The following is a 23,296-nucleotide window of genomic DNA, read 5'->3' on the forward strand; positions in this document are numbered from 1 at the left end:
GATAGCCCAAATCCGGGAACAGGCATCCGGCCACCACCAGATAGACCACAACCCGGGCGGGCAGATCACGCACCCGGACCTGGACCCGGCGGCACTCGGCCAGGGCTTCGTCGACCATCTCGAACGGCAGGTGCTGGGTCAACTCGCCCAGATGGCCAGGCGCGAACGCACCCTCGGCCACCTCGATCGTGCGGGTGATGACAGACTGGACAGGCAGCGGAGCCTCATTCGGTAGCTGGTTGTCTCGCGAGGACAAACCTGTCTACCCAACGAGCTCCGCTGCTTCACGTTCAACACACGCCTTGACACCACCCAACCCGCCTTAACTAACCGGCCTTGGGGTTCACCCATCAGATGCGCGGGCGTAGGGCCCACCAAATGCCCGACGTACGGCGGTAGGCGGTCGGTCGGCCCGCCTGGTGGGCTAGCGGGACTCTGGTGGGCCAGCGCCAGCTGCCTGGCATACCCAGCAGACGGGGCTGTGGCGTGGGATATGGCGGGTCTGGTGGGGGATGTGGTGTGTTGGGGGTATGTGGCTGGCGGAGAAGTTTGGGTTGAGCGTTCCGGTGGTTGGCGCGCCGATGGCTAATGTGAGCGGCGGGAAGTTGACGGCGGCGATCTCGGCCGGCGGGGGACTGGGGATGCTGGGCGCGGGGTCGGCGGTGACCGCAGAGTGGATCCGGACCGAGGGCGCGATTGCCGCGGCGGGTGGGAACCCGTGGGGGATTGGGTTGATGGCCTGGTCGGTGGATGAGCGGCCCGAGCACCTGGAGGCGGTGCTGGAGTTGAAGCCGGACCTGGTGTCGCTGAGCTTCGGCAACTACGCCCCGTACGTCGAACCTTTGCGAGCCGCAGGGATCACCGTGGCAACCCAAGCCGGGACCGTCGCCGACGCCCGCGAGGCGATCGAGATCGGCGTCGACGTGATCGTCGCAAGAGGCGCCGAGGCGGGCGGACACGGCCGCAATGCAGTCGGCACGCTTCCGCTCCTCCAGGCGATTCTCGACCTGACCGACCTCCCGGTGCTCGCCGGCGGCGGGATCTCCGGCGCGCGCGGACTGGCCGCCGTACTGGCTGCTGGTGCACAAGGCGGCTGGATCGGTACGGCGTTCCTCACCTGCGTCGAGGGGTTGACCGCCGACCCGGTAGCGCAGCGCGTGATCGAGGCGGACGAGACCGACACTGTCTACGGAACGGTTTTCGACGCCGCGTCCAGGGCCGGCTGGCCTGACGAGTTCGGTGGTCGCGCACTGCGGAACGCCTACTTCGACCAGTGGGAAGGCCGCGAGCAGGAGCTCAAGACCGACGACACCGGCCACACCCAATATGTCGAGGGTACGAAGACCAAAGACGTCACCCGTGCCTCGATCTACGCCGGGCAAGGCGTGGGAGCGATCACCGGAAGGCCCACGGCCGCCGAGGTGCTCGACGGCTTCGCGGGCTACCGGACCTACTTGAGCAGAGCCCTCAACGGCGGCTCCAAGTAGTTGCTGTGGGCATCAACTAGTTCGTTGCACAGCTCCCAGATCTTCTCCACCGGTAGCGCGGCCGCCGTCGCCGGATCTGCCATCACGGCCTGCCGGATCGATCGCGGATCCTCCTCGATCGCGGCCCGCACCACAAGCTCGGCCACATTCAAATACGACTTGTTCAACGCAGCCAGTTGAGCCGGCAGCGCCCCGACCGCAGTCGGCTGCACCCCCAAACCGTCAACCAGGCAAGGAACCTCAACCACAGCCCCGGCCGGCAGGTTGCTGATCAGCCCGGTGTTCGGCACGTTCCCGTAGATCGTCCGAGGCGTACCAGTGACGATGCTGTGGATCACCTGCGGCGCATATTCCATCGTCCCCTCGACCGTCAGCGGCTGCCCGGTCTTCAGCGCATCCCGAGTCTTCTCGTATGCCGTCAGGTTCTCCTCGATGATCCCCAGATAGTCCCCGACCGGCAGCCGCAGCCGCTCCACTTCAGAGGCATGCTGCAGATACCAGGACACGTACTCCGACGAGTGCTCACTCGTCTCGGTCGGATAGAACCCAAGCCGCTTGTACATGTCCACCCGCACCCGGCGCCGCAACCCCGGATCCGCCTCGATGGCCGCGTCCAAGGCGTCGTACAGGTTCACTCCGTCCCGCTCCCACCGCAGCACCCAGGCCTGATGGTTGACCCCAGCCGCGAGATAGCTCACCTCAGAAAGCGGTACGCCGATCAGCGCCGACAGATCATGAATCGTCCAGTAGACCGAGTGGCACAGTCCCACGACCTTGCGAAGGCCGAGCGCCTGCAGGTACCAGACGTTCATCACCATCGGGTTGGTGTAGTTCAGCAGCCACGCATCCGGGCAGATCTCAGTGATATCCGCAGCCAGCCCACGAAGGACCGGGAAGGTCCGCAGCGCCCGGAACACCCCGCCGACCCCGAGCGTGTCCCCGATCGTCTGCCGAATGCCGTACCGGGCCGGGATCTCGAAGTCGATCTGGGTCGCGGCGTTCATCCCGACCTGGACGATGTTGATCACGAAGTCCGCGCCCTCCAGCGCGGCCCGGCGGTCAAGGTGCGCCGTGATCTGCGGTGTCACGCCACGCTCGGCAGCGATGTACGCCGCCGCTCCGGCGGCCGTGTCGAGTCGCTCGGGATCGATGTCGTGCAAGGAGATGTGCAGCGGACCAAGGTCGAGCGCGAACAGATCCGCCAGCAACCCTTGCGTGAACACGACGCTTCCGGCACCGATAAACACGATCTTCGTAGAACTCATGCGGTCACGCTCCCCAGCGCTAGATCCCAGTCAGCCTGGGCAGCGGTGCCCCCAGCGGCACGCGTCGACAATGAGCCGCAGGCAGCGGCGATCGCCAACGCACGAGCACGGCTGAAGCCCTTCAACCGAGCGGCGACGAAACCGGCGTCGAAACTGTCACCGGCCCCGACCGCGTCCACCGTCTCCAGTTTCAACGCGGGTGCACTCAACACCTTGGTGCCGTCATGCGCGAACGCCCCGGCAGCGCCGTCCTTCACCACGACCAGCGGCCCGCGCCGAGCCAAGATGCCGGCCGCGTCGCGTGTCGTCGGATGGCCGGTCAGCAACTGAGCCTCAGAAGCGTTCGGCAGGAAGTAGTCGGTTACCCGCAACACCGGATCAAGAATCATCCGATCCCAGCGCCCCGACGGATCGTCATTCGGATCCAACGACGTGGTGGCCTTACAGGCCTTGGCCTCCTTGAACAACCCAGCAAGCCCAGCAGCCAATTCAGGCATCAGATAGAACGACGACGCATGCACATGCCGCACCGAACGCAACAAAGCAGCCGGTACGTCGTCTGCGCCGGTGACCGGGAGACATCCGGGCGAGGTGATCATCGCGCGGTCGTCGCCCGAGGTCAGCACGGTGGTGAGCGCCGTCGGCAACGAGGGGTCGACCACCATCGCCGACACATCGACTCCGCGGTCGGCGAGCGCCGTACGGACGAAGTCACCAGCCGCATCGGCGCCGACCCGGCCGGCGAACGCAACGCGCAGCCCGAGCCGAGCCGAGCCACAAGCCATGATCGCGGCCGAGCCGCCTAGCAAAAGTGCGCCATGAGGAACAAGCCGTTCCTTCTGGCCAAACACAACTGGTTGATCGACAGGCCCGACAACCACGTCGGGATTCGCGTCGCCGATCACTAACAGGTCATATGTCATAAGGGTTCAGCCTTTGAGTCCAGTGGAAGCCAGCGACCGGATGAACGCCTTCTGCGCCAGCAAGAACCCGAGCAGCACCGGCAGCACGGTGATGACGTTGCCCGCCATCACCGCCGCCCACTGCGTGTGGTGCTGGCCTTGGAAGGTGGTCAGTCCGAGCTGGAGGGTGTAGTTGCTGTCGCTGTTGATCGCGATCAGCGGCCAAGTCAGGTCGTTCCAAGTACTCAGAAACGTCAGTACGGCGACTGTGCTCAGCGCGGGCCGAGCCAGCGGCAGCACGATCGACACGAGGATCCGCAGCCGTCCGCAACCGTCGATCCAGGCGGCCTCTTCGAGCTCTCGCGGCAGACTGACGAAGAACTGCCGGAACAGGAACACGGCGAGTGGCGTCACCAGCGACGGGATGATCAGCGCGCCCAGAGTGTCGATCAGCCCGAGGCTCTTCATCACCAGGAACGTCGGAATCATCGTCAGCTGGAACGGGATCACCATCGTGGCCAGCATCATCCCGAGCATCAGCTTCGACCCGGCGAACCGAATCCGCGCGAACGCGTACCCGCCGAGCGTCCCGAACGCCAGGTTCGCCGTCACCGCGACCGCCGAGACGATCATCGAGTTCACGAACCAGCGCGGGAACAGCGCGTTGCCGAGCACGTAGCGGTAGCCGCCCAGGTCGATCCCCGAAGGGATCAGCGCCGGCGGAAACCGATTGATCTCCGCATTCGTCATCACCGAGCTGACCAGCAGCCACAGCAACGGCAGCGCGAACAACAACGCCAGTGGCGCCAGGACCAGATGCCAAGCGCTAGGTCGTTTCATCGGGCCGCCCTCCGCCGCGAGATCTGCAACGCAACTCCGACCACCAGCAGCGCAAGGGCCAACCCATAGGCCGCGGCCGCGCTGTAACCGGCGGTGAAGCTCTTGAACGCCTTCTCCCAGATGAAGTAGACGATCACCGTCGTCGATCCCAGCGGCCCGCCCTTGGTCGTCACGAAGACAAGGTCGAACAACTGCAGAGCCCCGATGGTCTGGAACAGGAGCAGGAACACGGTGATCGGTGACAACGCCGGCAGAACGACATGCCGCAGTACGCCGAGCTTCCCGGCGCCATCGATCCGCGCGGCCTCGACCAGCTCGGCCGAAACGCCTTGCAGGCCGGCCAGATAGACGATCACGCAGAACCCAGTACCGCTCCACAGTGAGATGAGCACCAGCAGCGGCAGCGCCTGAGCCGAATCACCGAAGAACCCCTGAGCAGGCAGTCCGACCTTGTGCAGCAGGGAGTTCGCAACGCCGAAATCAGGGTCGAGGACGAACGAGAACAACACGCCCTGCGCCGCCGCCGACACCACGAACGGCACGAACACCAGCGTCCGGTACAGCCCGATGAACTTGATCTTCCGATTCAGCGCGATGGCGATCGCTAGCCCACCCACCACGCTCAACGGCACGTAGAGCACGGTGTAGAGCAGAGTGTGCTTGACCGCCGACGCGAAGGTCGGATCCTGCAGCAGTGCCTTGTAGTTCTCCAACCCGACCCATGAGCTGGGCGACACCAGATCGTTGACCTGGAACGAGAGCAACAGTGACCACACCACCGGAACGATGCTGAGTCCGAGGATGAGCAACACCGACGGACTGACAAACGCCCACCCGGTCGCGCCCTCGCCGCGCATCCGGCGCTTGGCCGCCTTCCGCGCCCGTGGATCGATGGTGAACGTGCCGACGACGCTCGCCATCAGCTCGGCACCGCCAGTACGGCGTTCGATACGTCGACAGCCTGCTTGATCGCGTCGTCCGGGCTCTTCTTGCCGAGCAGCACCGAGACGATCGCCTCACCGAGGGCCTGCGAGATCTTCGGGTACGCCGAAATTGTCGGCCGGACACGGGCGGTTTCGAGCGCGTCCACGAACACCTTGAGCCCCGGCGTCTCGCCCGAATGTTTCGTCCAGGCCGGGCTGGCCGCCGTACCCTTGCTGAGCGGCAGACTGCCACCTTCGACGTCCCACTTGATGTCCTGCTGCGGCTGGATCAGCCAGTTCACGAACTCGCTGGCGGCCTTCACCTTGGCCTTGCCGTTGTCGAAGACAGTCCAGGTGTCCGGCCCCGAGATCGTCACGGGCTTCCCCGAGTACGTCGGGAGCGGGACCACGCCGTAGTCGAGTCCCTTGGCGGCGAGGTCGGGGAGCTGCCAGGGGCCGGTGGCGACCATTCCCATCCGGCCACCCAGGAACACCTGGTAGAGCTGTTCACTACCTGGCTTCAGGTCGACGTACAGGGATTTGTCGGTGCGCAGGCGATCGAGAGTGCCGAGGGCCTGCGCACCGACCTGATCAAAGGCGACCTTCTTGCCGTCCTGGGAGGCGACGTCGCCGCCGAGATCCCAGATCATCGGCCACAGCCGCCAGACCGTGTCCTCATCGCCGACACCAGGCCAGCCGGTGCCGAAGACACCCTTGCCTGGGTTGGTCAGCGCCTTCGCGGTGGTGATGAAGTCGTCCCACGTCCAGCCGGGCTTAGGTGCGGAGAGCCCGGCTGCGGCGAACAGTTTCTTGTTGTAGACAAGGCAGAGTGAGTCGAGCAGCGCAGGCGCGGCCCGGACCTTGCCCTTCACAGTGACGGACTCCTGCGCGGCCGGCCAGAAGTCGCCGAGGTTGAGGGCACCGGACAGGTCGGCGACCTTCGGACTGCGGGTCAGGCTGGCGAGGTCCGACCCGAAGATATACGCGATATCAGGGAAGGACCCCGCCGCCAGGCCCGCGGTGACCTTCTGCAGCATGCTGTCTGCCGTGACTCCGCCGCCACCACCGTTCACCCGGATGTTCGGGTGGGTCCGGTTGAACTCGTTGATCAGGGCATCGATCGCGGCCTTGCCGGTGTCGACCTGGCCGTGCCAGAGCTCGACCTCGACGACACCATCGGCAGCCTGGTCGTCGTTCTTGCCGCAGGCAACGAGTGCGCTGGTGGCGGTGACCGCCGCTGCGGCCCGAAGGACGCCACGGCGGGTCAGGACAGGGGCATGCTGAGACATGACGGTCTCCCAGAGACAGGGTGAAATGAAGGGGGTAGTCAGCAGGTCTTGCGGACGTAGCCGGAGGACCCCGGCGTCGAGACGTCCACGTCACGCTGCACGATCGAGAGCGTGCTCCCGTACGCCGAACAGGCCTTCGTCCGGCCGGAGTTCGTGTACTCGATCACGATCACGTTGTTGCCGAAGTACTGGACGTAGTCGCCGCACTCGTCGTACTGACCGCACTCCTCGGCGACCGCGAAGTCGAGACCGATCGAGGTCCGCGAACTGGCCAGCTCGACCGTGTTCTTCTGGCCGATGGCGAGGTTCTTGCTGTGCGCGTAAGTGGCCAGCAACGTCAGGTAGGACTTGGCCTGCGAAGCGGTGAGCAGGTTCTTCGAGCGGGTGTAGCTGTCGTAGTTGTCCGGCTCGATCGCCTTGTAGCCCTTGGAAGCGCAGGTGTTGGTCCAGCCGTTCACCTTGGCGGCGATCCGGCTGCGCTTGTCGGCGGTGCGCAGGTCGAGCAGCGCCTCGCCCCAGTCCGCGTCGTACACGATCTTGCCGCTCGCATCGCGCAGCAGCAGGTCGGAGGACCAGGAGCCTTCGTCGCCCGGCTGGGCCTGGAACGCGTTGATGTAGCAGATGTTGTAGAGACCGGCGGCGGGGGAGGCCGTCCAGTCCCGAGTGACTACCTGGACACCGGCAGGCGGCGTGTAGGCCCCACCGATCTGGTAGTCGAACTTCGCGTGGGTGGGCGGCAGCGTGGCGGCCGCATCGGCTTCGGAGCTGAGGTTGAGGGCGGAGTAGCCGGCAGTAGCCGCGAGGGCGGTGGCCAGAGAGGCCAGAAGCACGCGGCGAATGACTGAACGAGGCTTGGACACGATTGCTCCATCGGTCCCGGGGACGCTACCCCGCCTCGGGTGGGCCAGTCCTGGCCGCCCTGGCGCCTGAAAACCGGACTCCGGATCATCGATCCGCTACCGGCTGGGTGCGTCACTGCGGCCAAGATTAAGGGCGACACCTGCCCCGCCGTCAAGGACCAACTGCAAACAAATGCGCAGAACTCCGTTAATCGCGCATTGCCAACGCTTCAGCGCACCAACCCGCCACGAACGCCAGCGCCTGGCCGCGCTGGTGGTACAAGTGCCGGCTGTCCGCCGACTGGTGATACGCCTGATGGCTCTCCAGCGAGGCCAGCCCGAGCAGGTGCGGCAGCAACCACGCATACTTCACTCCCGCCGCCAGCACACCCCGCCGTACGACGTCGCTGTCGCCCCGCCAGCCCGCTTCATCGAGCCCGGCGAGGTATCCGGTGACGCAGGTATCGGCCAGCTCGCCATGTCGCTCGGCCGGCCAAAACAGGTCGAACACCGCATCCGGGATGTGGTTCCCGATGTCCTCGCCGAGCGCTCCATCCCCGGTGAAAGCCCAGTCCAGCAAGGCGAATTCGCCATCCGGCCGCCGAATCACGTTGGACACCCAGAGATCCAGATGACACCGCCTCCGCGGCGAGCTCTCGACCAGCCGGAGCAGCTCCTCGCGGTGGGCGAGCAGCTCCCGCCAGGCGGCCCGGAGGCCGGTCGGCCAAGTCTCCGCAATCAGCGGTTGCCGCCAGGCATCGTCGTCGTCCACGAGGTCCCATGGCACCTGACGCGTGGTCGAGTACGCCCGGAGAAACCCTCGCGACGTCCACTCCCGCTCACCGCCCGCGCGAGCTTGCCATCGCCCAACAGCCCGCGCCAACGCCCCATGCTCGGCCAGCCCGAACTCCGTCCCAGCGAGTCCGACGATGTCCTCCATCATCAGGACAGCGCCGCCGTCGTCCTCCGCCACCTCGGCTTGCGGGAGCACCAGCCCAGCCGTCGCCAGATCGGACCGCAACTCCTCGTCCCGATAGACCTCCACCTCACGCCGCCAGTAGTTCCAATGCCGCGGATCCACCGAAGCCGCCCAAGGATCTGCACTCGACTCCACCGGCCGGCGCAGTCGCTTCCGGATGGCGGTCCGCCCATCGGCAGACGTCACTCGCTCGACTGTTTCGGTCACCGCGTTCAGCGGGTTGTGCCGAAGCGTCTCCACCTGAGGCTCGCTCATGCCAGCAGTCTCCTGGGTGCCAATCCCGTCAATGCCTTCACCTCACGGCTCAGATGCGCTTGATCCGCATAGCCGCTCACCGCGGCAACTTCCGCTAGTCCCTGGCCGGTGCGGGCGCGGTCCAGCGCTGCGTTCATCCGTAGTACCCGATCGAGCGTCTTGGCGCCGTATCCAAATGCTCCTAGGCATCGGCGATGCAACTGCCGCTCGGACAGGCCCAATCTCCTCGCCAACTGCAGTACGCCGCCGTCTCGCAGTACGCCGGTTCGGACGCCGCGCAGTACGTGGCTCGCTAGGTGGTCTGGTGGTACTTGGCTGAGCTCCGCGACCGCCTCATCTAAAGCGATTGCCGGGTCGGGCGCACGGCGGATGCGGTCGAGTAGCTTGCGAGTTCGTCCTCGCGACCACAACTCCTCCAACGGAACCCGATGATTCAGCAGAGCATTGGCCGGTACGCCGAGGAACGTCGGAGCGTCACCCGGCGCGAACCGGAGCCCGGCGTACTGGGTGCCGGGGGCCGCAGTTCCGGTCCAGGCAACGGAGTCGGGGCCGGCGACGACGAGGGTGTTGTCCATCAGCAGGAGGTCCATGCAGCCGTCGGGCAGGATCAGGTAGTCGCCGCCGGGGGCAGTGCGGGTCCACACGGCGGCTCCGGGCAGGAGTGCGGGGCGTTCGACGGTCACGGGTCCAGTCTGCAACGTGCCACCGACATCATTGGTCTGGTGTGGTCCACGGGTAGTCGGTGGACATGCTGACCTCGAGCCCTCCGGTGCCGCCATAAACCACGAGCTGCACGCGCCAGCCCGCGACGTAGCCGGTATGCGAACCGGTTTCGCTGTGCTTGATGATCCACTCCCGGACTTCCTCCGTCCCAGGACCGTGCACCACGTTGAAGGTCGCCTCCACCAGCAGCGAGAACGACTCGTAGTTCGTCTGTCCAAGAGTCGACAAGCGGAGGTAGCGGATCCCCTCCGGCCCCATGTCATCGAAGGGGATCGTCACCTGGCCCTTGGTGCTCACGCAGTCGTTATCGCTGCACTTGAACCCCAGATCTTTGAAGCCAAGCTCGGCGGCATCGGTGGTAGTGGTCGCAGCGCGCTGCTGCGGATCCACCGGCGCTGCTCCGAATTTCCCGGCGACAAACAGGGCCGGACCCGCTGCGATTTCCGTGCGGTAGCTACCCCAACTGCCGTCGAACTTACTGCTGTTGGTTCCGGCAACCCGCAGCGCCGCCTCCTGATCGGCGGGAAACACCACCCCGGCTGTCGCGGCGACCAGCGGTTTGAGCGCAGTAACGTCATGTCCGTTCACAGGGCCTTCTGCCCGCGCATCGATACCCGTCACCGTGCCGTCAGACCGATACTGGAATCGCACTTCGGCGCTGGTGAGACCGCCATCGAGCCGCTGGAAGCAACCGGCCAGACCGCCATCGGAACTGGTGAACTGCACCGAGCACTCCAGCTTCAACGCGGTCAGCGCAGCACTGAGCTCCCGAGCCTGACCGGTCGTCGTACCGCCCAGCTCTATCGGCGTCGGGACCACGGCCGGCTTCTCGGGTTGCGCATCGCGCACCGGCTCGCTCACGACCAGCCAGCCAACCGCGAGCGCACCCACGATTGCGCCGATCAACCAGTACGACGGCCCTCGCCGCGGTGGCCGGGGCGGACCGCCGTACTCCATGGTCTCGTACACGCCATGAACTTAACCCGAACAAGGCGCAACGTCCTTGACCAGGGCAACGATCCGGGCCCGGCGTCACCCCAGTGGACGCCTGCCCGTTCAGGTAACGCTACGTGGACAGCCCAGCGGTGAGATGACGGCAACTGCACGATCCCGTTGCGCTCTGCCGGACTCTCGCAACCCAAACCCCGATTTCGTCCGCAAACCGAACGGCTTTGCAGTCCTGACCGAAAGGCCTGCCCGGCAACCGGAATCCCAGGTGACCGGCGGCACATCCTTGCGGAATCGCTCGCGGGTGAGCCCCCTGCTCGCCTAAACTTTCACGCAGTGCGACCAGGGCGGGCGCGCTGTAACACACCAGAAACGTAGGCAGTGCGGGCTTTCGGGCCGGCGAGTGTCTTGGGGGAAGGTTCACCGAGTGTTGGGTATCTGGGGTAGACAAACTTGGTGGTGGTCAGGCGGTTCGCGGAAGCTTCGCGTCCGGGACTCGAAGCTGCGGGCCCACAGCCGGCAGCTGCTGCGGGGGCTCACGCCCTGCTTGCCGTTGAGTGTTACCGCATTGTGTGAGGAGCTCGGGGGAGTGCTCGGCCGGCCGATCACGCTGATGGAGTGGGAGTTGCCGGCCGATGGGCCGTTCGGCGTGCTGATCTCGCGCGACGACGAAGACGTCATCGTCTATCAGGCGACGACCACGAAGGCCCACCAGGCGCACATCGTTCTGCACGAGGTCGGTCACCTGATCGCGTTCGCCTTCGACGGCCGGCGGCCGTCCGGTGAGCACTCCTGCTACTCCGACGAGGACGAGCGCGATGCCGAGGTGATCGCCTCGACGATCATGGACCAGGCGATCTCGATGCGGCGGCGGGTGCGGACCCACAAACTCGACGATCCGTTCCAGCACTCGGTCTACAACAGCCTCGTTCTGACCAGCGAAGCGGCGTGAGCGTTCTCAATATCATCGCCGTCGCCACACTCCTCGGCGGCGCGGCGTGGACCACCCCCGCCCTGATCCGGCAGCGGTTCCGCGATCCGATGCGGGTGCATCTGTGCCTCGCCCTGCTGTTGATGGGGGCCGGTAACGTGCTGGCTCAGCCGCCGTTCCTGCAGTTCGCCGACAGCTTCACGTTCCCCGGCTTCGCCAAGATCACCTACAACATCGAGGTGCTGATCGGCCTCTGCCTGATGGTCGGTTTCCTGAAGGAGCGCCCGTTGCGGCGCTGGGCACCGCCGTGGCCGTGGGAGGTGGGCCTGCTGCTCATCTGCCTGGCCGGCATGATCACCGTGACTGCACTGCTGCCCGATGCGTTGCGCAGCCACACCCTCACGTCGGAGTTCCTGGCCGACTGGCGGGTGCGCACGTTCTACAACTTCGGGAACGTCTACCTGCTCTTCGGCTACGCGGCCAGCGCCTATCTCGCCCGGCAACATGCGAGGGAGGGCTCCCCGCTGCGAAGGCTCTCGCTGAACATGATCACCGCCGGCCTGGCCGGTCTGGCGTTCACCTGCGTCTTCCGCTTCCTCTGGGTGAACCTGCCGACGCTGCGCGAACCGGGCCGGCCGATCGTCTACACCGACGTCTTCTTCTTCGGTCAGGACGCGACCATCGTGGTCTGTGCGGGCCTGAGTCTGCCGTTCTTCGTCAGCGTGGTGCAGGCTGCGCGCGAGCGGCTCGATCAGCATCGCCAGTTCCGCGGCCTCGAGGAGTTGTGGCACCGGCTGGTCAAGGTGCATCCCGAGCTTGTCCTGGAGCAGAACCGTGCCAAACCGCTGCTCGCGAACTCGACAGCGCTCTACCGCCGGTACGTCGAATGTCGCGACGGCCTCACCCGCCTCAGCCCGTATCTTCAGCTCGCGGCCGAGGGGGCGCCTGGTCCCGGATCGCGCAGTGATGTCCGGGCCTCCGCTCGCCTGATCGCGCAAGCTCTGCGGCTGCACGGTAAGCACGATGCTGGCCGCGGTCGTCCGCCGACGGAGGTGCTGGTCGGCTCATCCCGCAACCGGCACAGCATCGACGACCACGACTACGAAGAAGATCTCGGCGCTCTGATCACTCTGTCCCAAACCCTGCGGACACTACGAACAGATCAAGAGACCGCCGACTGACTACTCGTCGGTGGTAGCAGGCTTCGTGGGGTGGATGACCTCGAACGCCCGCTGGGAGTCGAGCGCGTCGATGATCGACAGCACCTGCTCGCGCAGCGCCGGCGTCAGCTTGCCGGCCCGCATCGCGATCGCCTGGACCTGACGGTCGGCGAGTGCCTCCGCCCATTCACCGTTCGCCTCGCCGGCCGGCCCCGGCTCCTCGCCGGTCAGGGCGCTCACCGACACCGGCAGTGTCATCGTCTGCGCCTGGAAGAACTTGACGATCGCGGACAGCATGTTGACCGTCGGGTTGGTCTGCGAGCCGTTCCGCAGCGCGGTCAGATAGCTCCGGGAGATCGTCACGTCGTGGCTCGGGTCGTCGGAGATCGCCTGCGCGACCTCGGAGGTCGACAACTCACGCTTGCGCCCGACCGCGTCCGTGATCGCGGCATCGGCAAACCAGGCGTTCAGTCGTTCGGCGAGCGTAGCCATGGGTTCGTATCTCCGTCGCTTCTTATAGTCGCGCTTCGAGCTGAATATAACACGAGCGACGCAGTGACTGTCACTCTGCTACTATAAACGACAGCAAGCCACTGAATAGACGGGCTTGCTTCTCAAGTAGCGGATCACGCGGAGGAAGATATGCGCAGCGATACCGTCTTCACTCAAGGACTTCGTCAGGGAGTCGGAGGCAGCCCGTTCTGGACGGTCGAGGCCGTCCGGCAAGTGCGGTACCACGTCGTCAGCTCCACCGGCCTGTTCGCGCCGGGCAACCCGGCCCTGATGACCGGCTGTCCCGACGCCCCGATGCTCCCCGGCGACCGCCGGCTCGTCGTCATCGACGAGAACGTCGACAAGCTCTACGGCGCCGAGATGCGCGCCTACTTCAGTGCTCACGAGATCGACGCGACGGTGGTCCCGCTCCGGGCCGACGAAGCGGTGAAGCAGTGGGATGCCGTGTCGCTGGTCGTCGACGCGATGAACGACTTCGGCATCGATCGCCGTCGTGAGCCGGTGCTCGCGGTCGGCGGTGGCGTCCTCACCGACGTCGTCGGTTTCGCCGCGAGCCTCTACCGCCGCGGGACGCCGTACATCCGGATTCCCACCACGTTGATCGGTCTGGTCGACGCCGGAGTCGGTGTGAAGACCGGCGTCAACTACGAGCGTGGCAAGAACCGGCTGGGGACCTACGCGCCGGCGACCGCCACCTTCCTGGACCGGTCCTTCCTGCGCAGCCTTCCGCTGCGGCACATCAGCAACGGCCTCGCCGAGATCCTGAAGATGGCGCTGATTCGTTCCGAGGACCTGTTCGACCTGCTGGAGTCCGCCGGTGCCGAGGCTCGGGCCGATCGGATGCAGGGCACGACCGAGGAGCTTGCTCGCGCCGCGGACGGGATCATCACCGAGTCGATCCACCTGATGCTCGAGGAGCTGCAGCCCAACCTCTGGGAGTCCGCGCTGGAGCGCTGCGTGGACTACGGCCACACCTTCAGCCCCACGCTGGAGATGCACGCCCTGCCCGCGTTGCTGCACGGCGAGGCCGTCGGCATCGACATGGCGCTGACGACCGCAATGGCAACTCTGCGCGGCGATGTCAGTGAGGCCCAGGCCGAGCGCATCTACGGTGTGATGCGGACCCTCGGGCTCCCCCTGTGGAACGAGGTGCTCGAAGTCCCGGCCCTCCTCGGCGACGCCCTGCGCGACTCGGTGCGGCACCGCGACGGCCAGCAGCGACTGCCGCTGCCGGTCGGCATCGGGCAGCACCGTTTCGTCAACGACGTCACGGAGACCGAGCTGCGCAACGCCACCATGTTGCTGCGCGGCTACGCGAATGGGCACGCGGCCTCGGCTGGTGTTCTCGTCCCGGCTCGGCTCAGCGCATGACGGCCGGTACTGCGGTTGTGGTCGGCGGCTCGACCGGTATCGGGCGCGGTGTCGCCGATGCGTGGGCCGATCATGGCCTCGAGACGCATGTCTTCAACCGCAGCAAACCGGTTGGCCCGGGCGCGGAGCGGTTGATCTGGCACGAGCTGGACTTCCGGGATCCTGAGCAGGCGAAGGAGATTCTGAGCTCCGAGTGGCCGGCCGAAGCCTCCTCGGTCTGCTACTCAGCGATCTACTTCACGGCCGGGCGTGCGCCGTTCGTCGATGCTGACGAGAAGGACTGGCTGGATCAGTTCGCCATCAACGTGCACGGTCTGGCCTGGACGCTGAAGGCGGCGCTGCCGTCGCTGCGCAAGGCCGCGCCCGGTCTGTTTCTGCACATCTCGTCCGAGGTGGTCTACAACGCTGGGCCGAACCGGTCCGGGTATGCCGCCACCAAGGCCGCGGCGAGCTCACTGATCCAGTCCGTCTCCCAGGAGGTCGGTGTGGACGAAGTGTCGTTCGTCCAGGCGCTGCCGGCCGGCATGGTCGACAGTCCGGGGATCCGGGCTCGTCGCCCCGCTGACTTCGACTACAGCGGCTACATGCAGCCGGACACCTTCGGTCCGCTGGCCGTCGAGCTGGCTCGCACGTCCGGCGCGCCGTACGCGGGGGAAGCCCTGGTGGTGCACGAGGACGCGACCTGGTCGACGGTTGCCGAGGGCCTCCCCATCTCCCAGTCCCGTCCGTTAGTCAGGAACTGAACCGATGACTACCTCCATCTCTTCTCGACAGCTTCGGGCAGCTGCGCTGCTGTTCGACATGGACGGCACGCTGGTGGACTCGACCGCTCTCGTCGAGTCCACCTGGGCAAGCTTCAGCGAGCGGCACGGAGTCAGCGTCGCCGAGGTGCTGGAGTTTGCGCACGGCCGCCCGACCCGGGCGACGGTCGCACACTTCGTTGCCGATCCGGAGTTAGCGGCTGCGGAGACGCAGCGGCTGATCGCGCACGAGGAGTCCGAGACCACCGGAATCACCGAGATCCCCGGTGCCCGCGCGCTGCTCACCTCGTTGCCGCGTGGCTCCTGGGCCGTGGTCACCTCGGCGGGGCGCAAGCTCACCGAGGTGCGGATGGCGGCGGCGGGGCTGCCGTTGCCCGAGATCATCGTGAGTGCCGACGAGGTGGAGCGCGGAAAGCCTGATCCTGAAGGCTATCTGCGCGCCGCCGCACTGCTCGGCGTCCAGCCGTCCGACACGATCGTCTTCGAGGACTCCGGTGCCGGTACGCGTGCCGGCATCGCCAGTGGCGCCCGCACGGTCGTCATCGGCAGCCTCGACGAGTTCGACGGGGTCGCAGACCGGTACGCCGATCTCCGGGCGTTCCGCGTCGACACGGAGGCGACCGATGGCGTCGTACTGCACGCATGGTGACCGCGACGGCAGTCAGGACCGCCTTCGCGGCGGACGTCGGTGGCACGTGGGTGCGGATGCGGGCGGGAAGTGTGGGTGCCCCCGTCGAGCGGCTCCGGTCGCCCAGCATTCTCAACCACCCCGGCCGGTCGGTCGAGAAGCTTCGCGCCGACATGGTCGAGCTCTTGTGCCACGCCGCGCCAGCTGACAGTCAGGCGGCGATCTCCTTCGGTGCGGCGATCGATCACCTCACCGGCACGGTGTTCGGTTCGGCGCCGCTGTGGGGTGCCGAGGCAACGCCGTACGACATGGGTGCTGAGCTACGCGACCGCCGGCCTGATGTCGCGTGGCAGCTGGTCAACGACGTCACCGCCGCGGTGGTGGACTTCGCCGCCGAGCAGTCCAGGCCTGGAGTACGGCGGGTCGGCTATCTGACCCTGAGCAGTGGCATCGGGATGCGCATCGCTGATCTGGAGCGGATGCGGATCCCGGTCGACGGCAACGGTCTGCAGGGCGAGGTCGGCCACCTGCCGGTCATGTCCAGCAGTCCCGAGCTGCGGGGCCTGCTGTGTGAGTGCGGTGCGCCGGACCACTTCGCCTCGATCGCTTCCGGGCCTGGCATTGCGCGGGTCGCAGAGCGGCTGGGGCTCAAGACTGAGATCCCGGAGTGGCTTCCGGAAGCGCTCGCAGCAGCTGACCCACAGGCGCAGCGCCTGCTGGAGTTGTGCGTCGAGCCAGTGGCGCAGATGCTGCGAACGATGTGGTGCCTTGACCCGCACCTCGATCTGATCGGTCTGGGCGGCGGTGTCGTCGAGGGGCTCGGCGCGCACTACTCCGACGAGCTGTGCCGTCAGCTCGGCCAGGCCACCTCGTACGCCGATCGTGGCTGGAGCCGTGCGCAGCTTGCGGACCGGCTGGTGTTCTGCGGCGCCGGGACGATCGACGCCCTGCGTGGTGCGCAGCGCGTCGGCCAGTGGTTGCCGGGTATCACCTCATGAGCCTGCACCGCGCGCTGACGCGCCTCCCCGGGGGACGTGTCGAGGTTGCTGAGCTGCCAACGCCTGCGCTCGAAACGGGTGACGTCATGCTCGCGCCAGTGACTGCAGGCATCTGCGGCACGGACTGGCAGGTTCTGCGCGGTCTGCGCGACGACCCGAGCACGGTGCTGGGGCACGAGGGTGTGGCCCGAGTGGTTGCTTCCAGCAACAACGACCTGACGGTCGGCTCGCTGGTCACCGTGAACCCCACCCATCCGACAGACCCGTCCTTCCTGCTCGGGCACAACGTGCACGGCCTGTGGGCAGAACGCACCCGCATCCCGGCCACGGCAGTGCGCGCCGGACTGGTGCTGCCGGTGCCGGAAGGCGCAGAGCGCCCCGGAGTCGCCGCTCTGGCCGAGCCACTCGCCTCAGCCCTGTATGGCGTCGAGATCGCCCTCACGGTGACGAAGCCTGCCGCGCTGGTCGTGTGGGGCGACGGAATCGTCGGACGGCTCGCCCGTGACGTCTGGCAGCGTGAGCTGGCCGACCTGCAGGTCCTGCTCGTCGGCCACGGTCCGGATGCGACCGACCCGGGTGATCCGGCGCTGCCGGAATTGCTCGCCGGTCTGCCCGGACCGGTCGGCGTCGTGATCGCCACTCCGCGCACCGGCACCCAGGACGCGCTCACCGCGGTGGACCGCCACGTGCAGGGTCCGCTGGTGGTCGACGTACATGGGGGTCTTTCAGCGGGGCCGATTCCCCTGTCTGCTGGTGCGGTTGACGTCGCAGCCGTGCGAGCCCTCAACTGCGGCGGCGAGCCACAGCAGCCGCTGGTACGGCGGATTGATCGGGCATCGGGTCCCTTGCACCTCTACGGTCATCGCGGGGTGTCCGGCGCGCATCTGACTCGCGCGGTCAACCTGCTGCTGGCAGGCGAGTCTGATCTCGGCGTACTGACCCATGAGGTCGACCTGGAAGGCGCGGCCGATCTCATCAACGCAGTGCTCGGCTCAGAGCGTCGCATGGTTGGCGGGCGACGGGTCCTCAAGACGGCTGTCCGGATCAGCGCATGACGCTTGTCGCCGCCCCGCAGTGGCGCATCAGCACGGACCGGGCCGCGGCAGCCAAGTTTGCCGTCGCCGAGGGGGCAGACGAGCTGCACCTGGATTTCGGTGGCGCTCACCGCGGTCCGTTGCTGAGCGACGCCGTACAGGTTCGAGAGGCTGTGGCCATCGCGAAGGACATCCCCATTCCTGTCCTGGCGGTCAATCACCTCAACGACATCGGGCTGACCAGCCCCGAGGCCGGAGCGCTGCTCGAGCAGGCCCTCGACTGCGCACGTGCCCTCGCGGTCGCCGTCCTGCATATACCGGGCTTCCGGCGCAGCCTGCCGACCAGTGCAGCAGTGCTGGCCGGGACCGCGCAGGTGCTGCGTGGCTTGTGCGAGCAGGGCTTGACCGTCGCCTACGAGTCGCCGCTCGGCGCCACCGAATCGCTGGCCCTCGCCAGGGCTGTCGATCATCCGGCCCTGTGCCTGGTGCTCGACTCGGGGAACCTGCGTGAAGCAGGGGAAGACCCGCTGGAGTTCGCCGCAAGCGTGGGCGAGGCCGGGATGCTCCTGCCGGACCTGCACATCAAGGACCCCGGCTTCGATGACCTGCCCGACCTGTTGCGAACGCCGGGCCTGCGCTCGGTGCTCGTCGAGAACGACTATCACACCGCACCCGCCCGCTTGCGAACCGATATCGCGCTGGTCGGGTCCTGGGACGACAAGGACGAACGATGAAATCCATTCTGCTCACCGCTCCTCGCACCGCGTCGGTCGTCGAGGCCGACGCTCCCGAGCCCGGACCGAACGACGTACTGATTCGGGTGCGGCTGCTCGGGCTGTGCGGGACGGACCTCGGCTTCTACGACGGCAGCAGCAACTACCTGCGCGACGAGCTGATCAGCTACCCCTTCGTCGTCGGCCACGAATGGGTCGGGACAGTTGTCGGCCTCGGAGCCGACACCGACCCGGCCTTGCTCGGGCAACGCGTCGCCGGCCACAACTTCCGGACCTGTGGTCAGTGCCGGCACTGCCTGGCCGGGCGGATCAGGTACTGCCCGGATCGCAGCGAGATCGGCATCCTCGGCTCGTACCCGGGCGCGGGATCGGAGCTGATCGTCGCACCGGTCAGTTCGCTGACCCAGATCCCCGACACCATGTCCGACGTCGCGGCCACTCTGCTCGAGCCGACCGCCGCTGCGATGCATGCGCTCGACCGGCTCGCGGTCACTGCCGCGGACCGGGTCGCGGTCCTCGGTGCGGGCACGCTCGGGCTTGCTGCGGCTCAGGCCGCGCAGGCGCTCGGCGCCCACACTGTCGTCTTCGACCCGCAGCCCACTGCGCGTGAGCTGGCCCGCTCGCTCGGCCTGACGGTCGAAGCGCGGCCGTCGGAGGACGACAAGGAAACGTACGACGCCGTGATCGAGGCGTCGGGCAATGAGGCGGCGACGCGCACTGCCGTCCTTCTGGCCGCGTCGGGTGGACGGGTTGCTCAGCTCGGCACGCCGCACCACGACGTCGACGGATTCGACGCAGCAGGCCTGGTGATCCGAGACATCACGCTGCACGGCGTGCTTTCCGGCATCGGCTACTGGGACCGGCTGGTCGCGCTCGTCGAGTCCGGCGCGGTGAACCTGGACGCCCTGGTGGAGCAGGTCTTTCCGCTCGACGACCTCGACGCGGCATTCACACACCTGGAGAGCAGCGGCCGCGCTCGGCCGAAGATCGTCGTACAGATGGATCCGGAGCTTGGGGACGTCGCGAGCGCGCGCTCGCTCGCGGCCCACCGGTGAGTGCAACGACGCCAACGGCGGCACCGGCCAGGATCGACGCAGGGGCCGCCCTGCGGCTGACGGTCCTGGCCGCAGCCACCTTCGTGTACGTCACCTTCGAGGTGCTTCCGGTCGGTCTGCTGCACGAGATCGCGGCTGATCTCGAGGTCAGCGCCGGCCGGGTCGGACTGCTCGTCAGCGGCTACGCCGTCGTCGCAGCGATCGTCACCATCCCGACGGTCGCACTCGCTTCCCGCGTCTCCCGCCGTACGGCGTTGGTGTTGTCGCTCGTGGTCCTGGTCATCGCCGAGTTGCTCGCGGCAACGGCCAACGGCTTTGCCATGCTGGCGGTCAGCCGCGTCGCGGCGGCGCTCGCGCACGGCATCCTCTGGTCACTGGTTGCGCCGGCCGCCGCCACACTGGTCCCCCGCGAACGAGTCGGTACGGCGACCGCCGTGGTGTTCGGCGGTTCCACACTCGCCGCCATCCTGGGCAGCCCCGGTACGACGTTCGTCGGCGAACTGATCGGCTGGCGGCTCACCACGTTGCTGCTGGCTGTGGTCACGGTCGCGGTGGCTATCGCGCTGGTCTGGGCCTTGAAGCCGCAGCCGGAGATTGACGGCGGGCCTGACCTTCAGCCGCAGTCAGCGGGCGCCCCGGCAGACTGGCGAGCGGTCCTGTCGCTGTGCGCTGTAGCGGTGGTGCTCGTCGTCGCGCACTTCGTCAGCTACACCTACTTCGCCGTCATCGTCGCCGAGGTGATCGAGGCGCCGCGGGCGCTGGTTGTCCTGCTGGCTGTCTTCGGTGGGGCCGGAGCCGTCGGCACCTACCTCGTCGGCCGCTTCAACGACCGCACGCCACGTCGCACCGCGGTCCTGACGATGACCGCCTACGCGTCGGGTGTCGGTCTGCTGATCCTGGCCTTCGGATCGTTCCCGCCTGCGGTGGTCTGGGTGGTCGCCGCTGTTGCCGTCGCGCTGTGGGGAGCGGCTTTTGCGGCCGCCGGCCCGGTCTTTCAGACGGCGGTGATGCGGCTGGCGGGCAAGGACGCCGATCGCGCTTCCTCGGTCTACGTCACCGGCTTCCAGATCGGCATCGCGAGCGGATCCGCGCTCGGGACCGGTTTGCTGGGCCATCCGGTCAGCCTGCCGGTGGTCTCCGCCGTACTGGCTTCGGCGGTGCTGGCGACTTTCTTGGTCAGCCGCAGAAGCAACTGGCTTGTATAGTGGCAGCTCGACTACTAAACTCATCTTCTGTCGTCGAAAAAGTCTTGTTACCCGAGAGGCACCGCATGTGGTCCCGAATGGCTGTCCTGATCCTGGCGATCTTCTGCGTCGGTACGGCTGAGCTGGCGCCGAGCGGCATGCTCGGCGACCTGTCCCGGGATCTGACGGTCAGCATCCCGACCGCCGGTCTGCTGGTGACCGTCTACGCGTTGACCGTCGTGATCGGCGGGCCGCTCGTGACGGCGGCCACCACCAGGGTTCGCCGCAAGCACCTGCTGGTTGGCCTGCTGCTGGTCTCGGTCCTCGGGAACGTTGTTTCCAGCCTGGCGCCCACGTTCGGTCTGCTGATGATCGGTCGCGTCCTGACCGCCGTCATCCACGGCACGTTCCTCGCCGCCTGCGTCGTCATCGCGGGCAGCATGGCCGACGAAGGCAAGAAGGGTTCGGCCGTGGCCGGGACCCAGTTGGGGATCAGTCTCGCGACTGTCCTCGGTGTTCCGCTCGGCACGCTGGTCGCGCATCAGCTGAACTGGCGGGCCACCTTCGGCGGCGTCGCCGTACTGGCTGTGATCACCATCGTGCTCATCCTGCTCGTCATCCCGGACAGCCCGGCGACCACCACTGCGCCGTCCGCGGCCCATGAGCTGCGAGAGCTCAAGAAGTGGCAGGTGATCGGGATCGTGCTGGCCACCGTGCTCTGCTCGGGCGGCATGTTCACCGTGATCACCTACATGGTGCCGCTGCTCACCGACGTCGGCGGAGTGCCTGCCACTTGGGTGCCGGTCGTGCTCTTCGGGTACGGCGTCGGATCCATTGCAGGCAACGCGATCGGCGGCAAGTTCGCGGACCGCTCGATCGATGCGGCCGTGATCGGTCTGTCGTCGATCCTCGCCGCCGTCTGCGCCCTGTACTGGCTCGTCGCCGGGACCGCGGTCGGCGCCGCCGCCTTCCTGATCCTGTTCTCGATGGCGACCTTCGCTCTCATCCCTGGCCTGCAGGTCAAGGTGCTCTCCGCCGCCGCAGATGCACCGACCCTGTCCCTCACCGTCAACATGTCCGCCTTCGGGCTCGGCGCCGCACTCGGCTCCTGGGCCGGCGGACAGCTCATCGCCCAAGGCCTAGGCATCCGCTCGGTCACGCTCGGCGCAGCGGCGTTCACTGCCCTAGGCGCCGTACTGATCGCGCAGACCGTCCACAGCGGCCGGCGTCAGCGGGTAGCCGCTGACGCGACGCCGCAGACCGTCGCCTAGCCCAGTCCTTCCTCACGAGAGAGCCGGCCTGATGCCCACTAGCCTCGCGCCCTCCAAGCAGCCCAAACTTCCGTCCCTGACCGGTCTGCGCTTCATCGCCGCCGTCCTGGTCTTCTTCTTCCACGCATCGCTGATCTTCATCGCGATGAACCCCTTCAGCGACCCCGGTACGGCGGACACGTTCCGCTGGCTGTTCAGCAAGGCCGGCTGGATCGGTGTCTCGTTCTTCTTCGTGCTCAGTGGTTTCGTGCTGACCTGGTCAGCACGACCGGGGGACACGGTGACGGGTTTCTGGCGCCGTCGGGTGCTGAAGATCTTCCCGAACCACATCGCCACCTGGGCGCTGGCCATGCTGCTCTTCGGTGGCGCAACGATTCCGGTCGGGGTATGGCTGCCGAACCTGCTCCTCGTGCACTCCTGGTCCCCGAATCAGGCCGTTTTCCTGAGCCTCAACGCCCCCGCCTGGTCGCTGTGCAGCGAGCTGCTGTTCTACCTGCTGTTCCCGTTCCTGCTCCGCCCGGTGCAGCGGCTCAAGGAGCGCACCCTGTGGTTCTGGGCCGGGGCCATGATCGCCGGCATGCTGGCTGTCCAGCTCGTGACCGACTTCCTGGCACCCAGCAGCCCTGCGCAGGCCGGCACCGACATCACCATCTGGCAGTTCTGGTTCGGGTACAACTTCCCGCCGGTGCGGATGTTCGAGTTCGTGCTCGGCATGATCCTGGCCCGGCTCGTGATGGCCAAGGCGATGCCGCGGGTCGGGATCATCCCCGCCGCCGTGCTGTGTGTCGTCGGATACGCCGCTGCGTTGGCCGTCCCGTTCCTCTACGGCCTGAACCTGATGACGGTCGTCCCGATCGCGCTGCTGATCTGTGCGGTGGCCCGGGCAGACATCGAGAGCACACCGACGTTCCTGCGGAACCGGACGTGGCAGTGGCTCGGTGAAGTCTCGTTCGGCTTCTACCTTGCGCAGCAGATCGTCCTTTCGTTCGTCCGCAACACCTTGATGGACAAGCAGACCGTCTCCACGCCGGTCGGCCTCGTCGTACTGGCTGTTGAGCTTGCCGGCGCACTGGCCCTCGGGTGGCTGCTCATGGTCTGCATCGAACGCCCTGTCATGCGCCGCTGGGCCTTTCCGCGCCGCAAGGTCGCGACTCCGGTCGACGCCGTCCCGTCCCAGCAGCCGAACCCCGCCCCGAACTCCGCCCC

General features: G+C 67.0%; 24 protein-coding genes. 13 read left to right on the forward strand and 11 right to left on the reverse strand.

All coding sequences use genetic code 11. From position 1 onward, the window contains the following. Positions 1-217 (reverse strand): transposase domain-containing protein (locus E1263_RS33680; RefSeq protein WP_238161786.1); only part of this gene is annotated, 217 nt, incomplete at its 3' end. A gap of 364 nt (positions 218-581) precedes the next feature. Here E1263_RS33680 and E1263_RS33685 point away from each other — a divergent pair. Then, positions 582-1,487, forward strand: a complete 906-nt coding sequence (locus tag E1263_RS33685) for an NAD(P)H-dependent flavin oxidoreductase (protein WP_238161781.1) — start codon at positions 582-584, stop codon at positions 1,485-1,487. Here the strand turns inward: E1263_RS33685 and melA are convergent. The 9 genes from melA to E1263_RS33730 form a co-directional block, all read right to left on the reverse strand. Beyond that, positions 1,451-2,752, reverse strand: coding sequence for an alpha-glucosidase/alpha-galactosidase (melA, locus tag E1263_RS33690; protein ID WP_132174853.1), 1,302 nt, complete (start codon positions 2,750-2,752; stop codon positions 1,451-1,453). The genes E1263_RS33685 and melA overlap by 37 nt on opposite strands. After that, the gene (locus E1263_RS33695; protein WP_132174855.1) at positions 2,749-3,675 is read right to left on the reverse strand and encodes a carbohydrate kinase family protein; all 927 of its coding nucleotides are present in this window, start codon (positions 3,673-3,675) and stop codon (positions 2,749-2,751) included. The genes melA and E1263_RS33695 overlap by 4 nt, the downstream gene beginning before the upstream one ends. A gap of 6 nt (positions 3,676-3,681) precedes the next feature. After that, positions 3,682-4,494: a carbohydrate ABC transporter permease gene (locus E1263_RS33700; RefSeq protein ID WP_132174857.1), complete on the reverse strand. Its 813-nt coding sequence runs from the start codon at positions 4,492-4,494 to the stop codon at positions 3,682-3,684. Next, positions 4,491-5,414 (reverse strand): carbohydrate ABC transporter permease, encoded by a 924-nt coding sequence (locus E1263_RS33705; RefSeq protein WP_132174859.1) that lies wholly within the window; start codon positions 5,412-5,414, stop codon positions 4,491-4,493. The genes E1263_RS33700 and E1263_RS33705 overlap by 4 nt, the downstream gene beginning before the upstream one ends. After that, on the reverse strand, positions 5,414-6,706 hold the full coding sequence (locus E1263_RS33710) for an ABC transporter substrate-binding protein (RefSeq protein ID WP_132174861.1): 1,293 nt from the start codon (positions 6,704-6,706) through the stop codon (positions 5,414-5,416). Before E1263_RS33710 ends, E1263_RS33705 begins: the two co-directional genes overlap by 1 nt. A gap of 38 nt (positions 6,707-6,744) precedes the next feature. Then, positions 6,745-7,566 carry an endo alpha-1,4 polygalactosaminidase gene (locus tag E1263_RS33715; protein WP_238161782.1) on the reverse strand — a complete coding sequence of 274 codons (822 nt, stop codon included), beginning with the start codon at positions 7,564-7,566 and terminating at the stop codon, positions 6,745-6,747. A 187-nt stretch (positions 7,567-7,753) separates the two neighbouring features. Next, positions 7,754-8,779, reverse strand: a complete 1,026-nt coding sequence (locus tag E1263_RS33720; RefSeq protein ID WP_132174863.1) for an aminoglycoside phosphotransferase family protein — start codon at positions 8,777-8,779, stop codon at positions 7,754-7,756. Continuing rightward, positions 8,776-9,462 (reverse strand): helix-turn-helix domain-containing protein, encoded by a 687-nt coding sequence (locus tag E1263_RS33725; protein WP_238161784.1) that lies wholly within the window; start codon positions 9,460-9,462, stop codon positions 8,776-8,778. The genes E1263_RS33720 and E1263_RS33725 overlap by 4 nt, the downstream gene beginning before the upstream one ends. 28 nt (positions 9,463-9,490) lie before the next feature. Next, positions 9,491-10,471, reverse strand: coding sequence for a hypothetical protein (locus E1263_RS33730; RefSeq protein WP_132174865.1), 981 nt, complete (start codon positions 10,469-10,471; stop codon positions 9,491-9,493). A 532-nt stretch (positions 10,472-11,003) separates the two neighbouring features. On the opposite strand from E1263_RS33730, the gene E1263_RS33735 reads away from it, so the two are divergent. Then, a complete protein-coding gene (locus E1263_RS33735) occupies positions 11,004-11,402 on the forward strand; it encodes a hypothetical protein (RefSeq protein ID WP_202869178.1) in 399 nt (132 codons plus the stop codon). Beyond that, positions 11,399-12,562 (forward strand): MAB_1171c family putative transporter, encoded by a 1,164-nt coding sequence (locus E1263_RS33740; protein ID WP_132174869.1) that lies wholly within the window; start codon positions 11,399-11,401, stop codon positions 12,560-12,562. Before E1263_RS33735 ends, E1263_RS33740 begins: the two co-directional genes overlap by 4 nt. On the opposite strand, the gene E1263_RS33745 is transcribed toward E1263_RS33740, so the two are convergent. Then, positions 12,563-13,033 (reverse strand): hypothetical protein, encoded by a 471-nt coding sequence (locus E1263_RS33745; protein ID WP_132174871.1) that lies wholly within the window; start codon positions 13,031-13,033, stop codon positions 12,563-12,565. Between the two features lie 150 nt (positions 13,034-13,183). Here E1263_RS33745 and E1263_RS33750 point away from each other — a divergent pair, with 150 nt between their 5' ends. The 10 genes from E1263_RS33750 to E1263_RS33795 form a co-directional block, all read left to right on the forward strand. Continuing rightward, positions 13,184-14,425, forward strand: a complete 1,242-nt coding sequence (locus E1263_RS33750) for a sedoheptulose 7-phosphate cyclase (protein ID WP_132174873.1) — start codon at positions 13,184-13,186, stop codon at positions 14,423-14,425. Continuing rightward, on the forward strand, positions 14,422-15,168 hold the full coding sequence (locus E1263_RS33755) for an SDR family NAD(P)-dependent oxidoreductase (protein ID WP_132174875.1): 747 nt from the start codon (positions 14,422-14,424) through the stop codon (positions 15,166-15,168). The genes E1263_RS33750 and E1263_RS33755 overlap by 4 nt, the downstream gene beginning before the upstream one ends. Before the next feature lie 4 nt (positions 15,169-15,172). Beyond that, positions 15,173-15,835 carry an HAD-IA family hydrolase gene (locus tag E1263_RS33760; protein ID WP_202869179.1) on the forward strand — a complete coding sequence of 221 codons (663 nt, stop codon included), beginning with the start codon at positions 15,173-15,175 and terminating at the stop codon, positions 15,833-15,835. Further along, positions 15,829-16,812: an ROK family protein gene (locus tag E1263_RS33765; protein WP_132174877.1), complete on the forward strand. Its 984-nt coding sequence runs from the start codon at positions 15,829-15,831 to the stop codon at positions 16,810-16,812. The genes E1263_RS33760 and E1263_RS33765 overlap by 7 nt, the downstream gene beginning before the upstream one ends. Further along, entirely contained in the window at positions 16,809-17,867 is a 1,059-nt protein-coding gene (locus E1263_RS33770) for an alcohol dehydrogenase catalytic domain-containing protein (RefSeq protein ID WP_132174879.1), read from the forward strand. Before E1263_RS33765 ends, E1263_RS33770 begins: the two co-directional genes overlap by 4 nt. Further along, complete coding sequence (locus E1263_RS33775; protein ID WP_132174881.1) at positions 17,864-18,580, forward strand: sugar phosphate isomerase/epimerase family protein; 717 nt, start codon at positions 17,864-17,866, stop codon at positions 18,578-18,580. The genes E1263_RS33770 and E1263_RS33775 overlap by 4 nt, the downstream gene beginning before the upstream one ends. Then, positions 18,577-19,635, forward strand: coding sequence for a zinc-dependent alcohol dehydrogenase (locus E1263_RS33780; protein WP_132174883.1), 1,059 nt, complete (start codon positions 18,577-18,579; stop codon positions 19,633-19,635). Before E1263_RS33775 ends, E1263_RS33780 begins: the two co-directional genes overlap by 4 nt. Further along, complete coding sequence (locus E1263_RS33785; RefSeq protein WP_132174885.1) at positions 19,632-20,840, forward strand: MFS transporter; 1,209 nt, start codon at positions 19,632-19,634, stop codon at positions 20,838-20,840. The genes E1263_RS33780 and E1263_RS33785 overlap by 4 nt, the downstream gene beginning before the upstream one ends. Positions 20,841-20,917: 77 nt before the next feature. Further along, positions 20,918-22,090, forward strand: a complete 1,173-nt coding sequence (locus tag E1263_RS33790) for an MFS transporter (RefSeq protein ID WP_165956836.1) — start codon at positions 20,918-20,920, stop codon at positions 22,088-22,090. 31 nt (positions 22,091-22,121) lie between these two features. Then, a partial coding sequence (locus E1263_RS33795; protein WP_132174889.1) for an acyltransferase family protein occupies positions 22,122-23,296 on the forward strand: 1,175 nt, incomplete at its 3' end.

The organism is Kribbella antibiotica, assembly GCF_004349055.1.
Taxonomy (GTDB): domain Bacteria; phylum Actinomycetota; class Actinomycetes; order Propionibacteriales; family Kribbellaceae; genus Kribbella; species Kribbella antibiotica.

What these genes read in the sequence shown, in the direction of transcription:
- E1263_RS33710 (WP_132174861.1), bottom strand. Translation starts at nt 6,706, where the DNA reads ATGTCTCAGCATGCCCCTGTCCTGACCCGCCGTGGCGTCCTTCGGGCC.
- E1263_RS33720 (WP_132174863.1), bottom strand. Translation starts at nt 8,779, where the DNA reads ATGAGCGAGCCTCAGGTGGAGACGCTTCGGCACAACCCGCTGAACGCG.
- E1263_RS33760 (WP_202869179.1), top strand. Translation starts at nt 15,173, where the DNA reads ATGACTACCTCCATCTCTTCTCGACAGCTTCGGGCAGCTGCGCTGCTG.
- E1263_RS33790 (WP_165956836.1), top strand. Translation starts at nt 20,918, where the DNA reads ATGGCTGTCCTGATCCTGGCGATCTTCTGCGTCGGTACGGCTGAGCTG.
- E1263_RS33755 (WP_132174875.1), top strand. Translation starts at nt 14,422, where the DNA reads ATGACGGCCGGTACTGCGGTTGTGGTCGGCGGCTCGACCGGTATCGGG.
- E1263_RS33750 (WP_132174873.1), top strand. Translation starts at nt 13,184, where the DNA reads ATGCGCAGCGATACCGTCTTCACTCAAGGACTTCGTCAGGGAGTCGGA.
- melA (WP_132174853.1), bottom strand. Translation starts at nt 2,752, where the DNA reads ATGAGTTCTACGAAGATCGTGTTTATCGGTGCCGGAAGCGTCGTGTTC.
- E1263_RS33695 (WP_132174855.1), bottom strand. Translation starts at nt 3,675, where the DNA reads ATGACATATGACCTGTTAGTGATCGGCGACGCGAATCCCGACGTGGTT.
- E1263_RS33770 (WP_132174879.1), top strand. Translation starts at nt 16,809, where the DNA reads ATGAGCCTGCACCGCGCGCTGACGCGCCTCCCCGGGGGACGTGTCGAG.
- E1263_RS33765 (WP_132174877.1), top strand. Translation starts at nt 15,829, where the DNA reads ATGGTGACCGCGACGGCAGTCAGGACCGCCTTCGCGGCGGACGTCGGT.
- E1263_RS33685 (WP_238161781.1), top strand. Translation starts at nt 582, where the DNA reads ATGGCTAATGTGAGCGGCGGGAAGTTGACGGCGGCGATCTCGGCCGGC.
- E1263_RS33705 (WP_132174859.1), bottom strand. Translation starts at nt 5,414, where the DNA reads ATGGCGAGCGTCGTCGGCACGTTCACCATCGATCCACGGGCGCGGAAG.
- E1263_RS33700 (WP_132174857.1), bottom strand. Translation starts at nt 4,494, where the DNA reads ATGAAACGACCTAGCGCTTGGCATCTGGTCCTGGCGCCACTGGCGTTG.
- E1263_RS33745 (WP_132174871.1), bottom strand. Translation starts at nt 13,033, where the DNA reads ATGGCTACGCTCGCCGAACGACTGAACGCCTGGTTTGCCGATGCCGCG.
- E1263_RS33780 (WP_132174883.1), top strand. Translation starts at nt 18,577, where the DNA reads ATGAAATCCATTCTGCTCACCGCTCCTCGCACCGCGTCGGTCGTCGAG.
- E1263_RS33775 (WP_132174881.1), top strand. Translation starts at nt 17,864, where the DNA reads ATGACGCTTGTCGCCGCCCCGCAGTGGCGCATCAGCACGGACCGGGCC.